The 13,615-nt window shown below is 64.0% G+C and carries 10 protein-coding genes; 4 read left to right on the forward strand and 6 right to left on the reverse strand.

What is annotated here, in order from left to right; genetic code table 11:
- Positions 1-59 precede the first annotated feature (59 nt).
- A complete protein-coding gene (locus tag NKI05_RS26470; RefSeq protein ID WP_023754798.1) occupies positions 60-533 on the forward strand; it encodes an EF-hand domain-containing protein in 474 nt (157 codons plus the stop codon).
- A 103-nt stretch (positions 534-636) separates the two neighbouring features.
- Here NKI05_RS26470 and NKI05_RS26475 read toward each other — a convergent pair whose 3' ends face one another.
- Together NKI05_RS26475 and pepN are read right to left on the reverse strand one after the other, a co-directional pair.
- Entirely contained in the window at positions 637-2,958 is a 2,322-nt protein-coding gene (locus tag NKI05_RS26475) for a PAS domain-containing sensor histidine kinase (protein WP_023684522.1), read from the reverse strand.
- Positions 2,959-3,268: 310 nt separating this feature from the next.
- Positions 3,269-5,908 (reverse strand): aminopeptidase N, encoded by a 2,640-nt coding sequence (pepN, locus tag NKI05_RS26480; RefSeq protein ID WP_352793497.1) that lies wholly within the window; start codon positions 5,906-5,908, stop codon positions 3,269-3,271.
- 419 nt (positions 5,909-6,327) lie between these two features.
- On the opposite strand from pepN, the gene NKI05_RS26485 reads away from it, so the two are divergent.
- A complete protein-coding gene (locus tag NKI05_RS26485) occupies positions 6,328-7,230 on the forward strand; it encodes a DMT family transporter (RefSeq protein WP_245261986.1) in 903 nt (300 codons plus the stop codon).
- 19 nt (positions 7,231-7,249) lie between these two features.
- Here the strand turns inward: NKI05_RS26485 and NKI05_RS26490 are convergent, their stop codons facing one another.
- The 3 genes from NKI05_RS26490 to NKI05_RS26500 form a co-directional block, all read right to left on the reverse strand.
- On the reverse strand, positions 7,250-8,062 hold the full coding sequence (locus NKI05_RS26490; protein WP_023670193.1) for a helix-turn-helix domain-containing protein: 813 nt from the start codon (positions 8,060-8,062) through the stop codon (positions 7,250-7,252).
- Between the two features lie 224 nt (positions 8,063-8,286).
- Positions 8,287-9,165 (reverse strand): uracil-DNA glycosylase, encoded by an 879-nt coding sequence (locus NKI05_RS26495; protein ID WP_023816447.1) that lies wholly within the window; start codon positions 9,163-9,165, stop codon positions 8,287-8,289.
- Between the two features lie 141 nt (positions 9,166-9,306).
- Entirely contained in the window at positions 9,307-9,861 is a 555-nt protein-coding gene (locus NKI05_RS26500; protein ID WP_023698594.1) for a hypothetical protein, read from the reverse strand.
- A gap of 302 nt (positions 9,862-10,163) precedes the next feature.
- On the opposite strand from NKI05_RS26500, the gene NKI05_RS26505 reads away from it, so the two are divergent.
- Together NKI05_RS26505 and NKI05_RS26510 are read left to right on the forward strand one after the other, a co-directional pair.
- The gene (locus tag NKI05_RS26505) at positions 10,164-11,843 is read left to right on the forward strand and encodes an electron transfer flavoprotein-ubiquinone oxidoreductase (protein ID WP_023816446.1); all 1,680 of its coding nucleotides are present in this window, start codon (positions 10,164-10,166) and stop codon (positions 11,841-11,843) included.
- A 34-nt stretch (positions 11,844-11,877) separates the two neighbouring features.
- Complete coding sequence (locus NKI05_RS26510) at positions 11,878-12,585, forward strand: DUF922 domain-containing protein (RefSeq protein WP_502897977.1); 708 nt, start codon at positions 11,878-11,880, stop codon at positions 12,583-12,585.
- 25 nt (positions 12,586-12,610) lie between these two features.
- Here NKI05_RS26510 and NKI05_RS26515 read toward each other — a convergent pair whose 3' ends face one another.
- Complete coding sequence (locus NKI05_RS26515; protein ID WP_245261982.1) at positions 12,611-13,612, reverse strand: endonuclease/exonuclease/phosphatase family protein; 1,002 nt, start codon at positions 13,610-13,612, stop codon at positions 12,611-12,613.
- Positions 13,613-13,615 lie beyond the last annotated feature (3 nt).

Below are 13,615 nucleotides of genomic sequence, written 5' to 3' on the forward strand. Positions count from 1 at the left end.
TGAAGCGCTGGCGGCTGTTTCGGATCGCATCGGGGGTGACGATGCAACAGGAGATACCCATGAGAAAGACAACCGGACTTGCCCTTGCCTTCATCGCGCTTGCCGGCGCCGTCGGCACCACCGCCTATGCCGAGAACAATGCCAGCGCCAGAATGCGCGAGGGCACCATGATGCGCCTCGACAAGGCGATGAAGGATTCCAACGGCACCATCAGCTTCGACCAGTTTTCCGACGCCATGAACGCGCGGCTGAAGAAGCTGGTCGCCGATAATGGCGGCAAGCTGACAGTCGCCCAGCTCGCTGACGCGCTGGAGAAGGCGCGGTTCGAGGAAATGGCCAAGCGCATCGTTGCCCGCTACGACAGCAAGGGCGACGGCACGCTGACCACGGACGACATCACCGGGCGCGAGAAAAAGGTGTTCGCGATGCTCGACCGCAACAATGACGGCAAGATCGAGCGCAACGAACTACCGAAGAACGGCCGCATGGGCCGCCACCACCAATGGGACGGCGGCGACGACAGCATGGAGTGAGTGGCGATATGTCTCCGGCGGCGAAAGCCGCCGGAGCCCTTACATGACCGCGGCTACTCAGTCCTTGAACGCGGCGGAGAGCACCGCTGGCATTGGCGGGCCGTCAGGCCGCCGCCTTCACCGCCGGCTGCGCCTTCTTCACCGGGATGCGCACCGACACGATGGTGCCGACGCCTTCGGTCGAGCGGATTTTCAGCGCTCCTCCTTGCAACTCGGCCAGCGAGCGCGAGATGGCAAGGCCGAGGCCGGAACCGGCGTGGTTCTTCGAAAACTGGTTCTGCACCTGTTCGAAGGGGCGGCCAAGCTTGCTCAGTGCCTCCTTCGGAATGCCGCAGCCATTGTCCTCGATGGTCAGCACCAGCGCGCCTGACGTGTTGCGGGCGCGCACCGAGATATGGCCGCCCTGGCCGGTGAACTTCACCGCATTCGACAGCAGATTGATGGCGATCTGCTTGATCGCCCGGCGGTCGGCGAACAGCGTCATCGTATCGGCGATGCGGGTTTCGACCGTGATCGATTTCTCCGCCGCCTGCAGCGAGATCACCCGCACCGTCTCGCGGATCAGCGGGCAGAGATCGATTTCCTCGCGGTCCACCGAGAATTGGCCGGCTTCGATCTTCGACATATCGAGTATGTCGTTGATGACGCCGAGCAGATATTTGCCGCTGCCGTTGATGTCGTTGGCATATTCCTCGTAGCGCGGCGAACCGAGCGGCCCGAACAGGCCTTGTTCCATCAGTTCGGAGAACCCGATGATGGCGTTGAGCGGCGTGCGCAGCTCGTGCGACATGTTGGCTAGGAATTCGGATTTGGCCCGATTGGCGGCCTCGGCGCGCTCGGTTTCCTTCATATATTCGCGGTTGAGCTCGACCAGTTCCTTGGCGCGCTCTTCCTCGGCCCGGCGGGCGAGGCTGAGGTCGTGGATGGTCGCCATCAGCCGGCGCTCGCTGTCGACCAGCTTTTCCTGGTGCAGCTTGATCTGGGTGATGTCGGAGCCGACGGAGACCGTGCCGCCGTCCCGGGTCCTCAGTTCGTTGACCTGCAGCCAGCGGCCGTCGGAGAGCTGCCGCTCGAAGGTTGCGCCCCCTTGCGGCCCGTTGGTGTTGGCCAGCCGCCGTTCAGAGGCGAAGGCCAGCATGCGCTCTTCAAGCACGGCGCGCGCAGCGCCCGGCATGACGTCGCGGTCCGACAGGCCGTTGTCCTTCTGGTATTTGGAATTGCACATGATCAGGCGCTGGGCGGCATCCCACAGCACGAAGGATTCGTTGATGTTTTCGATCGCGGTCCGCAGGCGCAGGTCGGCCGCCTCCGAGCGCAGCGCCAGATGCCGCTGCTCGGTGACGTCGACGGCAATGCCGATCAGCTGGATCTCAGGCGCTTCCGGGTCGATCACCTGGGCCCTGGCGCGCATCCACACCCACTGGCCGTCGGCGTGACGCATCCGGAACACCTGGTCGATATGGTCGATCTCGCGCTCGACGATTTTGTTGGCGAGCTCGAACAGGTCGCCGTCCTCGGGGTGGATGATGTCGTCGACCTCGCCGAACGACAGCATCGAGTTGCAGGGCTCGTAGCCCAGCATGTCGTACATCGAGCGCGACCAGTACATCTTGCCGCGCACCATGTCCCAGTCCCACAGGCCGCAGCGACCGCGAACCAGCGCCATGTCGATGCGCTGATGGGCTTCGAGATAGATGCGGTCGGCTGTCTGGGCGCGCGATGCCTGGCCGAAATAGGCGTAGAGGATGATGATCAGCACGCCGGCTGTCAGCACAAACAGCGTGACGTTGAGCGAGACGGTCTTGCGCCAGTTGTCGAACGCCGCTTCCTGCGGCACCAGCACGGCCGCGGCGTTCTTGCGGTCCCGGGTCAGGCTCACCGCCGCGTACCAGTCCTGGCCGCCGATGCTGACATCCATGACCCCGGCGCGGTCGCCGAACATGAACAGCGGCTGGCCGTCCAGCACCAGGCTGTCCAGCGATCGCCCTTGCCAGCCGGTCGACAGCGGCGACACGGCAATGATCTTGAAGGCGCTGTCGGTGATCACAAGCACATGGCTTCTGCCCATGGCGCCCTGGCGGCTCGTGCTTTCCAGAAGATCAATTGCACCGCTGGATGCCGCGGTCGGGTCGGCCGAGATTGCGTTCGCCATCTGGCCGGCGGCGAGACCTAGCACCGCCTTGCCGTCGCGCTCGGCCTCGTCGCGCTCGTTCATCAGCGACAGCACGCGCAGTGCGGCGATGACGATCAGGAAGATGATGATGAGAGCCGGTATCGAACGGCGCAGAAGGGGTTCGGCAGCCAGGAGCCGCCGGTAGGCTGGTTCAGCGATGAGCCGCGTATTGCCGGCGAGGCCGTCGCCTCGCGCCTTGCGCCGCTCAAAAGCCGTCCCTTCGGGCGCGCCCCACGCGTCCGCCTTGGCCATAAATGGCACTCCCCGAATTTCCGTACGCTTGACGATCCGGCAACACCGCACATCCGAATCGTCTGTAAAGAATCAAAGGTGATTCGCCTTGTCCAGAGGCGCGGCCGAAAAACATTAAAAATTGATTGAAATAACGCTGAAATCCCTCCCCTTGAGGGGAGGGTGGCCCGAAGGGCCGGGTGGGGTCCTCGGCGAAGCGCTCGACTCTCTCAATCACGGTCGAAGTTGGTCGAGGTCGCGCACTGCCGCAACGACCCCACCCGTCCATCCGCCTTCGGCGGCTGTCCACCGTCCCCTCAAGGGGGAGGGATCAGGCCAGCGTTCGCTCCACAATGTCCCGCAAATCCGCCGACAGGTTCTCGGCACCGGCGATGGCCAGCAGCGCTTCCCTGGCCTTGGCTTGCCTGCCCGGCTCCAGCGAGCGCCACGAGCGCAGCGCTGTCGCCAGCCTGGCCGCCACTTGCGGATTGCGTTTTTCAACCTCGAGTACGGTCTGGGTAAAAAACCGGTAGCCTTCGCCATCGGCGCGGTGGAAGCCGGTCTGGTTGGCGCTGGCGAATGTGCCGACCAGCGAGCGCACCCGGTTCGGATTGGCCATCGAGAAAGCTGCGTGACCAGTCAGCTCGCGTACCGTGTCGACTGTCCGGCGTCCCGGCACGCTGGCCTGGATCTGGAACCATTTGTCCATGACCAGCGGATCGGCGCCATAACGCGCCTCGAAATCGGCCAGCGCCTTGATCGCCTCCGGCGAACCGTCATGGCGGTGCGCAAGGACGGTCAGCGCTGCGGCGCGGTCGGTCATGTTGGTCGCGGTTTCGAAATGCCGGGCGGCGAGCGCAGCACCTTTCGGCAGCAGCGAGAGGTAGTCGAGCAGGATGTTGCGCAGCGCGCGGCGTCCCGCACTTGCCGCGTCGGGGCTGAACGGCCCGTCGCCGGCGAGGCGGCCGTATAGGTCGGTGAACGTTTGCTGATTGGCGCGCGCGATTGCCAGCGCCAACGCCTCGCGAGCGGCAAAGATGGCGTCGGGATCGATGTTCGTGCCGATGTCGCGGGCAATGTCGGCCTCGCCCGGAAGTGACAGCGCCAGCGCCCGGTAGGCAGGTTCCAGGGTCTCGTCGCCGGCGATCTTGCCGGCAAGTCCGGTCAGCCTGGCGGTGAAAGCCGGCTTCGCGCCGCCGAGGATCTGGCGGAAGGCCGCTATCAGCGCATCGGTGAGCAGCGTGTTGAACGCCTGCCAGCGCGCGAAGGCATCGCTGTCATGGCCGGCGAGGAAGAACTGGTCGTCGGCCTTCTGCTCGACCGAAAGTGTGATCGGCGCCGAAAAGCCGCGATTGAGCGACACCGCCGGCCGCTCCGCAACGCCTGAGAAGCGCACCATATGTCGGCGCTTGCGGATGTGGATAACGCCGTCCTCGACGGTGGCTCCCTCGACGCCATCATAGGCGACCGGCTCACCGCCCGCGCCGACCAGCCCGAAGGCGAGCGGAATGTGCATCAGGCGCTTGCGGCTCTCCGACGGTGTCGGCGGCACCGACTGCTCGATCTCGAGCGTAAACTCGCGCGTCGCCGGATTGTGCGTCGAACTGACGGTCAGGTTCGGCGTGCCCGCCTGGTGATACCAGAGCGCGAACTGCGACAGGTCGCGCCCGGAGACGTCCTCGAACACCTTCAGGAAGTCCTCGATCGTCGCGGCCTCGCCGTCATGGCGCTCGAAATAGAGATCCATGCCGGCGCGGAAAGCCTCGGCCCCGAGAATCGTGCGGATCATGCGCACGACTTCCGAGCCTTTTTCGTAGACGGTCGCCGTGTAGAAATTGTTGATCTCGCGGTAGCGGCGCGGCCGCACCGGATGCGCCAGCGGTCCCTGGTCCTCGGGGAACTGGTGTGCCCTCAGCGTGCGCACTTCGGCGATGCGCTTGACCGCGCGCGAGCGCTGGTCGGCGGAGAATTCATGGTCGCGAAAGACCGTCAGCCCTTCCTTGAGGCAGAGCTGGAACCAGTCGCGGCAGGTGATCCTGTTGCCGGTCCAGTTGTGGAAATACTCATGCGCGATGATCGCCTCGATATTGGCGAAATCGGCATCGGTGGCGGTTTCCCGGTCGGCCAGCACATACTTGTCGTTGAAAATATTGAGGCCCTTGTTCTCCATGGCCCCCATGTTGAAGTCGGAAACGGCGACGATGTTGAAGACGTCGAGGTCGTATTCGCGGCCGAAGGCCTGCTCGTCCCATTGCATCGAGCGCTTCAGCGCATCCATGGCGTGGCCGGCAAGCCCCTCCTTGCCTGGCTCGACATAGATGCCGAGTTCGACCTCGCGCCCGGACATGGTGACGAAATTGTCCGCAACCTTGCCGAGATTGCCGGCCACCAGCGCAAACAGATAGGACGGCTTGGGGAAGGGGTCGTGCCAGACTGCAAAGTGCCAGCCGTCGGCAAGCGCGCCGCTTTCGACCGGATTGCCGTTTGAAAGCAACAGCGGCGCTTCGTCCAACCTTGCCTCGATACGCACGGTATAGACCGACAGGATGTCGGGGCGGTCGAGGAAATAGGTGATGCGGCGAAAGCCCTCGGCCTCGCATTGCGTGCAATAGACATTGCTGGAGCGGTAGAGGCCCATCAGCGCCTCATTGCTGGCCGGCGCGATCTCGGTCTCGAGCAGCAGCTGGAAACGGGCCGGCGGCCTCAAAATGGTCAGCTGGTCCGGCGTGGCGAGATACTCGGCCGGGGCAAGCTCGCGACCGCCGATGGCAATGCGCTTGAGCACCAGCCCGTCGCCGTCCAGCACCAGCGACGTCGAGGCGGCGGCGCCATCGCGGCGTTCGATCGTCAGCACTGCGGTGATACGCGTTGCGTCTGGCGAAAGGCGGAAGGTGAGGCCGGTTTGCGGGATGGAAAAGTCGTTGGGGCGGTAGTCTTCGAGCTTGAAGACCTGGCCGGTATCGGTTCGCATTCCCTTGGGTTTCCCTGTCGCTATCGGAGCCGCTGACGTGTCCTGGCCCATTAATCTAAAGTTGCGCGCTCTTTACACGAAACGGTCACTCGACAAAACTGCGCCAATGCCTATTTCGGGGCGTTCCCCTTCCGCCATCATCGTGAGGCCTTGATGACCGTCGTCAGATCGAAGTTCGGCATGGGCGCCTGTGTACCGCGTCGTTCGACGCGCATCTCAGCGGAGATCCGGGAAGCAACAAAACAGTGAAAGCCGGGCCTGGAGACGAAGCGGGCGGGAAACTGTCCGATCATCCCGGCGCGCATCGGCCCAATAATCGATGTCGATTTTTGGAAAGCACGATGCGCAGATTTAAAGTGTCAGAGCGTCCTTTGCGCGTCGAAGACGACGCGCGGCGCTCTAATGTTCTCACCGGGATCATGCTCAAGGTCATGTCGGTGGCGGTCTTTGTCGGCATGCAAACCTGCATCAAGGCCGCCGGCACTTTGCCGGCCGGCCAGATCGTCTTCTTCCGCTCCTTCTTCGCCATCTTCCCGATCATCGCCTTCCTGGCCTTCAAGAGAAAACTCGGTACGGCGTTCGCCACCAAACGCCCGCTGAACCACATTGCGCGCGGTGTCGTCGGCGTTTGCGCCATGGGGCTCGGCTTCTTTGCGCTGACCCGGCTGCCGCTGCCTGAGGCGATCACGCTGAACTATGCCCAGCCTTTGCTGGTGGTGGTGTTCTCCTCGCTATTCCTCGGCGAAGCCATTCGCGTCTATCGCTGGAGCGCGGTTGCGGTCGGTCTGGTCGGCGTGCTGATCATCTCCTGGCCGGAGCTGACGCTGCTCACGTCGGGCGTCGCGCTCGGCGATCAGGAGGTGCTGGGCGTCATCGCTGCTCTTGTTTCTGCAGCAATCTCCGCCAATGCCATCCTGCTCGTGCGCAATCTTGTCCAGACTGAACGAACAGCGACCATCGTGTTGTGGTTCTCGGCGACGGCGAGTGTCATGGCGCTGCTTACGCTGCCCTTCGGCTGGCAGGCGCTGACGCCGCTGCAGGCCGGTCTGCTGGTCGCAGCAGGGTTCTGTGGCGGGCTGGCGCAGATTTTGATGACGGCGGCGTACCGCCGTGCCGAAGCTTCGGTGGTGGCGCCGTTCGAATACACCTCGATGATCCTCGGCGTGGTCGTCGGCTATTTCGCCTTTGGCGATATCGCCACCATCAACACGCTCGTCGGCGGTGTGATCGTCGTTGCCGCCGGCATGTTCATCATCTGGCGCGAGCGCCAACTCGGCCTGGAACGCACCCGAACGCGCAAGGCAGCGCCACCACAGGGGTGAGGAGGTCCGCGGGGTTGGCTCAGTTAGCTTCCGCACGTTCCTTCGCCAGCCGCACCAGCACCGCTCGCGTCTGCTCGTCGGCCGGGAAGAAAGACTCGATCGCCAGTTCCGACAGCGTCACGTCAAGCGGCGTGCCGAAGACGGTGATGGTGCTGATGAAGGACAGCACCTGGTCGCCATGCGCCAGCCGCAGCGGATGGACGATGCCGTTGGGCTCGACCGGCACCGGCCGCGCACCCTTGAGCCCGGACGGATAGGTTCGCAATTCGCGCTCCAGCTCGACCAGGACGGGATCGCCGGCGGCATCGTTCTGGTGTTTCAGCCGCTCCAGCAGATGCGCCCGCCATTCCGCGAGATTGACGATGCGCGGTGCGATGCCGTTCGGGTGCAGGCTGAGGCGCAGCACATTGACCGGCGGCTGGAGCAGCGACGGCTCGGCAACATCGGCCAGAAACGGGCCGATGGCGGCATTGGCGGAAATCAGGTTCCAGTGCCGGTCGACGGCCAGGGCGGGGAACGGCTCATGCCCTTTGAGCACGCTCTCGACCGCGGCAAGCGCCGGCGCCAGCGTCGCATCTGTGAGTGGCCGCTCGCTGAAGCTCGGGGCAAAGCCGGCAGCCAGCAACAGCTGATTACGCTGCCGCAGCGGAATCTCAAGCTGCTCGGCCAGATGCAGCACCATCTCGCGCGAGGGCGCGGCGCGGCCGCTTTCGACGAAGGAGAGATGACGCTGGGAAATCTCAGCCTCCATTGCGAGATCAAGCTGGCTCATGCGCCGGCGCGTGCGCCATTCGCGGATCAGGCTGCCGGCGGAGGTTTGGGCTGTTGTCATGGGGGATGAGTAGGCCGGGGAGAGGCGTATTTCAATTACCTGGGAGGTCATTGGCGCGGTTCTCCCTTCTCCCCCTGTGGGAGAAGGTGGCCGAGCGAAGCTCGGTCGGATGAGGGGTGTTCCAGGGAACGCCAACGTCTCACTCCGCTGGAACACCCCTCATCCGTCTCGGCGCTGCGCGCCGATCCACCTTCCCCCACAAGGGTGGAAGGAAGAGGCGCGCTTCACCCCACCTCCCGCAACTTCGCCTTCACCTCGAGAAAATCCCGCCAGGCCAGCTTCTTGTGCGCAGGGGTCCGCAAGAGATAGGCCGGATGCAGCGTCGGCATCGCCGGAATGGCGACACCGGAAGCCGTGGTGTGGACGCGCCAATTGCCGCGCAGGCGCAGGATGCCCTCGGTAGTGTTGAGCAGGGTTTTGGCCGAAGGGCCGCCGAGATTGACCAGGACCTTCGGATTGACCAGCTCTATCTGCCGCTCGATGAAGGGACGGCAGATTTCGGTCTCGTGCGGCGTCGGCGTGCGGTTGCCGGGTGGCCGCCAGGGAATGACGTTGGCGATATAGACCGAAGTCCGGTCAAGCCCGATCGCCGCCAGCATGCGGTCGAGCAGCCGGCCCGAGCGGCCGACGAAGGGCAGGCCCTCAATATCCTCGTCGCGGCCGGGCGCCTCGCCGACCAACATCACCGAACCTTCCGGATTGCCGTCGGCAAAGACCAGGTTCTTGGCGGTGAATTTGAGGTTGCAGCCATCGAACGACGCCATGTGCTGGCGCAGTTCGTCGAGCGTCGAGGCACTTGCCGCCATTTGCCGGGCCAGGGCCGCCTGTGCCTCGTCGGGCACCGTCGCCATGGCCGGAACGGAACGCGCCGGCGCGTCCGGCACCCGGCTTGCGTCCAGCCCGGGGCTGGCGGCGGCTTGTTCCGGAAACTTGTTTTCGCGAGGCGGCGCGGCAGGGGCCGTTGTGCGCTCGGGGCGCTTCGGTGCTGCCCCGGCAAACCGGTTCACCGGCGCGTCCTCCAACGCTTCGTCGACACCGGCAGAGGCGTAGAAGGCGAGCAACTCGGCCAGGTCGGATCGGTTGTTGGGGGAGGCGGCAGCCATACCGGGCACATTCGTCCGCCGAGAGACGATTTGCAAGGTTGGGCGGTTAGTAATCTCCCCCTCAAGGAGGGAGATTACGCGCTCGTCGGCTTTCGCCAATCACGAAGGGCATTTCGTGGCGATTTTCACGGCGTCTGCCGCTTACCCCGTCGGTATCCGCGGATCCTGCACCAGATAGAACGTCCAGCGCGGCGTGTAGTCGGTGATCAGAAACTCGAAGCGTCCCCTCTTCAGCGGGTCGATCTGTCCACTCTTGAACAAGAGCCGGTCATAGGGTTCGAAATCGCGGTCGAAATCGGCGTACGCGCTCGACAGGATGTTGTCGGGCGTCTTGTTGCGCTGGTCGAAGGACAGGCCGTCGCCGAACACGCTCGGCTGGTTGAGTATCTCCTGCAGTTCGAACTGGAATTCGACCCAGGCCTGGCCGCTGTTGTTGAGCACCTCGATACGCATGTACAGGATGCCGTTGGCGAATTCGCCGTTGGTGCTGAACGGCTGGATCGGTTTGGTGGTGCGGATGGTGAGCGTCACCGGCGTTGACGAATTCAGCTCCTCGGAGATGACCAACGGATCTTCCTTGGTGCCGGTGCCCGAGGCGCCGGTGATGTGGAAACCGCCAAGCTCGTCGGAAAAGGAATAGGCGCCGGTCGCCCACACCTTCACCGGCTCGGCCTGAGCGCGAACCGGCGTAAGCATTGAAAGGGCGAGAAGGATCGCTCGGCAGGTCCGGCCGGGCGGAAGGGGGAAGCGCGTCAATGAATAGCCGGACGGCGTGCGCATGGAAATAAGTATGGCCGATAAGAGAGCCGTCGAACAATTAAAATATGGGACGCTGAGCGCGGCCGCGCGCAAAACGCTTGCGGCAGAGTTGTCATCCGCGACTTTTTGTCGAAATCGGCATTGTCACGTCAGCGCCGGTTTCCTGTCGCGGATTGATGCGCTATGCAGCGCAGGAGCCAGCAAAATGCCGGAAACGGTTGGCCAGAGCGGAGGGGTTGATGAGCGAGATCGAACGCGAGAGCATGGAATTCGACGTGGTCATCGTCGGGGCCGGCCCGGCGGGCCTTGCCGCAGCGATCCGTCTCAAGCAGGTCAATCCCGAGCTTTCCGTCGTGGTGTTGGAAAAGGGCGGCGAGGTTGGTGCCCACATTCTGTCAGGCGCCGTCGTCGATCCCATAGGCATCGACCGCCTGTTGCCGGGCTGGCGCGAGGAAGATGGCCACCCCTTCAAGACGCCGGTTACGGCCGACGATTTCCTGGTGCTCGGCCCCGCCGGCTCGTTCCGTCTGCCCAATATCCTGATGCCGCCGCTGATGAACAATCACGGCAACTACATCGTCTCGCTCGGCAATGTCTGCCGCTGGCTGGCAACCAAGGCTGAAGCGCTAGGCGTCGAAATCTATCCGGGCTTTGCTGCCGCCAGCCTCGTCTACAACGATGCCGGCGCGGTCACGGGCGTCATCACCGGCGACATGGGCGTCGAAAAAGACGGCACACATGGCCCGGGCTTTGCGCCGGGCATGGCGCTGATGGGCAAATACGTGCTGATCGGCGAGGGCGCGCGCGGTTCGCTGTCCAAGCAGCTGATCGCAAAATACAAACTGTCCGACGGCCGTGAGCCCGGCAAGTACGGCATCGGCCTCAAGGAGCTGTGGCAGGTCAAGCCCGAGAACCACCAGCCGGGCCTGGTGCAGCACTCCTTCGGCTGGCCGCTCGACCTAAAGACAGGCGGCGGCTCCTTCCTCTACCACCTGGAGGACAACCAGGTCGCGGTCGGCTTCGTCCTGCATCTAAACTACAAGAACCCCTGGCTGTCGCCCTTCGAGGAATTCCAACGGTTCAAGACGCATCCGGCGATATCGCGCACCTTCGAGGGCGCCAAGCGCATCGGCTATGGCGCGCGCGCCATTACCGAAGGCGGCTGGCAGTCGGTGCCGAAACTCTCCTTCCCCGGCGGCGCGCTGATGGGGTGTGCGGCGGGCTTCGTCAACGTGCCGCGCATCAAGGGTTCGCACAATGCGGTGCTGTCCGGCATGCTGGCGGCCGAGCATGTCGCGCAAGCGATCGGCTCCGGCCGCGCCAATGACGAGCTGTCGTCTTATGAGGACGCCTGGCGCGCGACCGATATCGGCAAGGATTTGAAGAAGGTCCGCAACGTCAAGCCGCTCTGGTCGCGCTTCGGCACCATTATCGGCGTCGGCCTCGGTGGTCTCGACATGTGGCTGAACACGCTGTTCGGCTTCTCGCCCTTCGGCACGCTGAAACATGGCAAGGCCGATTATGCCACGCTTGAGCCCGCGGCCAAGCACAAGAAGATCGCCTATCCCAAAGCGGACGGCGTGCTGACCTTCGACCGCCTGTCCTCGGTGTTCCTGTCCAACACCAATCACGAGGAAAACGAGCCGGTGCATCTCATCGTCGGCGACATGGAGTTGCAGAAGCGTTCCGAGCATGATGTCTTTGCCGGGCCTTCGACCCGCTATTGCCCGGCCGGTGTTTACGAATGGGTCGACAAGGACGGCAACGCCGCCGCCGATCCGTCTGCCAAGGATGTGCGCTTCGTCATCAACGCGCAGAACTGCGTGCACTGCAAGACCTGCGACATCAAGGATCCCAACCAGAACATCAACTGGGTGCCGCCACAAGGCGGCGAAGGCCCGGTCTATCAGGGCATGTGAGCCTCACCGACCGGGACCGTCTCAACCAGCAAAAATGGCGGCGATGGCCGGGTTTACCAAGGCATGTAAGGCGCTCGGCGCCAAGATTGTTGAAACCGTCGTCTGCTTGTGGTCTCATTGCCGCGTCCATGGGGAAAATGGCATGCGCGTGTTGGTCTTGTTTTGCGTCGCCGTCATAAGCGCGGCCTGCGGCGTCGTCGGGACGGCGTCGGCGGGGGTGAAAACCGTCGTCAAGACGCGAACCTATGACATCACCGGCACGACAGGTGCCGGTCTGGTTATCGCCATGAACCGCAGGGGCCCCAAGCACGGTTTCATGACCCACGCCATCGCGCAGACAAGCTACACCGCCGACTGGAGCCTGGACGTGGGTCAGGTCAACGGCGTCTGCCGCCTGCGCCAGGCCAATGGAACGCTCAACATCGCCTACACCTACCCGCGCGTCGCCTCGGCCGTCACGCCGGCGCTGCGCAAACGCTGGAACCGGTTTTTCACAGGCGTTCTCGCTCATGAAGGAACCCATGGCCGTATCGCCGGGCAGATGATGCAGGCTGCCGAGCGGTCGGTTCGCGGCCTGAAATTTGCCAACGATCCGCAATGCAACAAAACGCGCGTCGAAGCCACGCGGCGCTTGCAAGCCACTTCCAAGCTCTATGAGGCAAAACAGATCGCGTTCGACGCGCGCGAGCACAGTGAAGGCGGCCATGTCGAGCGCATCATCGAGGCCTTGGTAGGCTTGTGAAACCGTAAGCCCCGTGGCGTACGATCTAGCCGCCCATGCTGGGCTGGGTCAGCGACACAGTCGCGGTAGAATCCTCGTCGACCGGCTTGGTCTCGTCGCGAATCAATGAAAATTCCACCATCACCGGCAGATGGTCGGAGCCGGTCTCTTCCATCTGCGTCGACGACAGGATGGTCACCCCGCCCTTCGAAAACACCTGGTCGATCGGCAGGCCCACATAGCGCCGCAGGAAATCGGGCAGGGTCCGGTGGATCCAGGTCGGTCCGGCCGACGGCATCACGGTCAGTCCGCCGAGCGAGGCAACGCGCCGTACCGCGGCGCTCCACGGCACGGCATTGCAGTCGCCGGCCATGATCGCCGTCTCGCCGAGCGAGGTGAGCGTCTCGGTCAACTCGCCGATCTGCCAGTATTGTTCCTTCGGCCACGGCCAGCTCAAATGGATCGCCGCGACATCGACCGGAGTGCCGCCGAAATCGACGGTGGCGGCCGCCATCGCGCCGCGCGGTTCGCAATGCGGCTCGGTGCCGGCCGCAAAGGGTCGCCGGGACAAAAGCGCCACGCCCCACACGCCGTCGGGATGGGCGCACAGGATGCGATAGGGATAGGCGTTCTCGATATAGCCGAGTTCGGTCGCCCACATGGCCGATACTTCGTCGAGCGTGATCACGTCCGGGTTGGTCCTGGCGATCAGCGAAAGAACCTTCTTGGGTGTCGGATTGTTGAAACGCAGGTTCATCTGCAGCAGCCGGTAGACCGGTTCGTTGCCGGGCGCGGCGTCATTGGCGGCCTGCACCGGCCACAGGCGCGGCAAGGTGCTCAACGTGCTGGCGAAGGCGGCCACGGCCAGCAGCAGGCCCACGCCCGCCTGCAGGCGAAACGAGGTGGCGAGCAGCGGCAGCGCAATCAGCCCCATCAGCACGGCAAAATGGATGCGGAAATGGGCGAAGGAATCGAAGGCCGGATGCAGTGCGCCAAAGAACCCGGCTACAAGCGCGGCCGAGAGGCCGAGCATTGCCAGGAACGCCATTGA

The organism is Mesorhizobium sp. M0771, from assembly GCF_040320155.1.
In the GTDB taxonomy this organism is placed as follows: domain Bacteria; phylum Pseudomonadota; class Alphaproteobacteria; order Rhizobiales; family Rhizobiaceae; genus Mesorhizobium.

Coding starts and splice junctions, on each gene's coding strand:
- NKI05_RS26470 (WP_023754798.1), top strand. CDS start 60: ATGAGAAAGACAACCGGACTTGCCCTTGCCTTCATCGCGCTTGCCGGC.
- NKI05_RS26475 (WP_023684522.1), bottom strand. CDS start 2,958: ATGGCCAAGGCGGACGCGTGGGGCGCGCCCGAAGGGACGGCTTTTGAG.
- pepN (WP_352793497.1), bottom strand. CDS start 5,908: ATGCGAACCGATACCGGCCAGGTCTTCAAGCTCGAAGACTACCGCCCC.
- NKI05_RS26485 (WP_245261986.1), top strand. CDS start 6,328: ATGCTCAAGGTCATGTCGGTGGCGGTCTTTGTCGGCATGCAAACCTGC.
- NKI05_RS26490 (WP_023670193.1), bottom strand. CDS start 8,062: ATGACAACAGCCCAAACCTCCGCCGGCAGCCTGATCCGCGAATGGCGC.
- NKI05_RS26495 (WP_023816447.1), bottom strand. CDS start 9,165: ATGGCTGCCGCCTCCCCCAACAACCGATCCGACCTGGCCGAGTTGCTC.
- NKI05_RS26500 (WP_023698594.1), bottom strand. CDS start 9,861: ATGCTTACGCCGGTTCGCGCTCAGGCCGAGCCGGTGAAGGTGTGGGCG.
- NKI05_RS26505 (WP_023816446.1), top strand. CDS start 10,164: ATGAGCGAGATCGAACGCGAGAGCATGGAATTCGACGTGGTCATCGTC.
- NKI05_RS26510 (WP_502897977.1), top strand. CDS start 11,878: ATGGCGGCGATGGCCGGGTTTACCAAGGCATGTAAGGCGCTCGGCGCC.
- NKI05_RS26515 (WP_245261982.1), bottom strand. CDS start 13,612: ATGGCGTTCCTGGCAATGCTCGGCCTCTCGGCCGCGCTTGTAGCCGGG.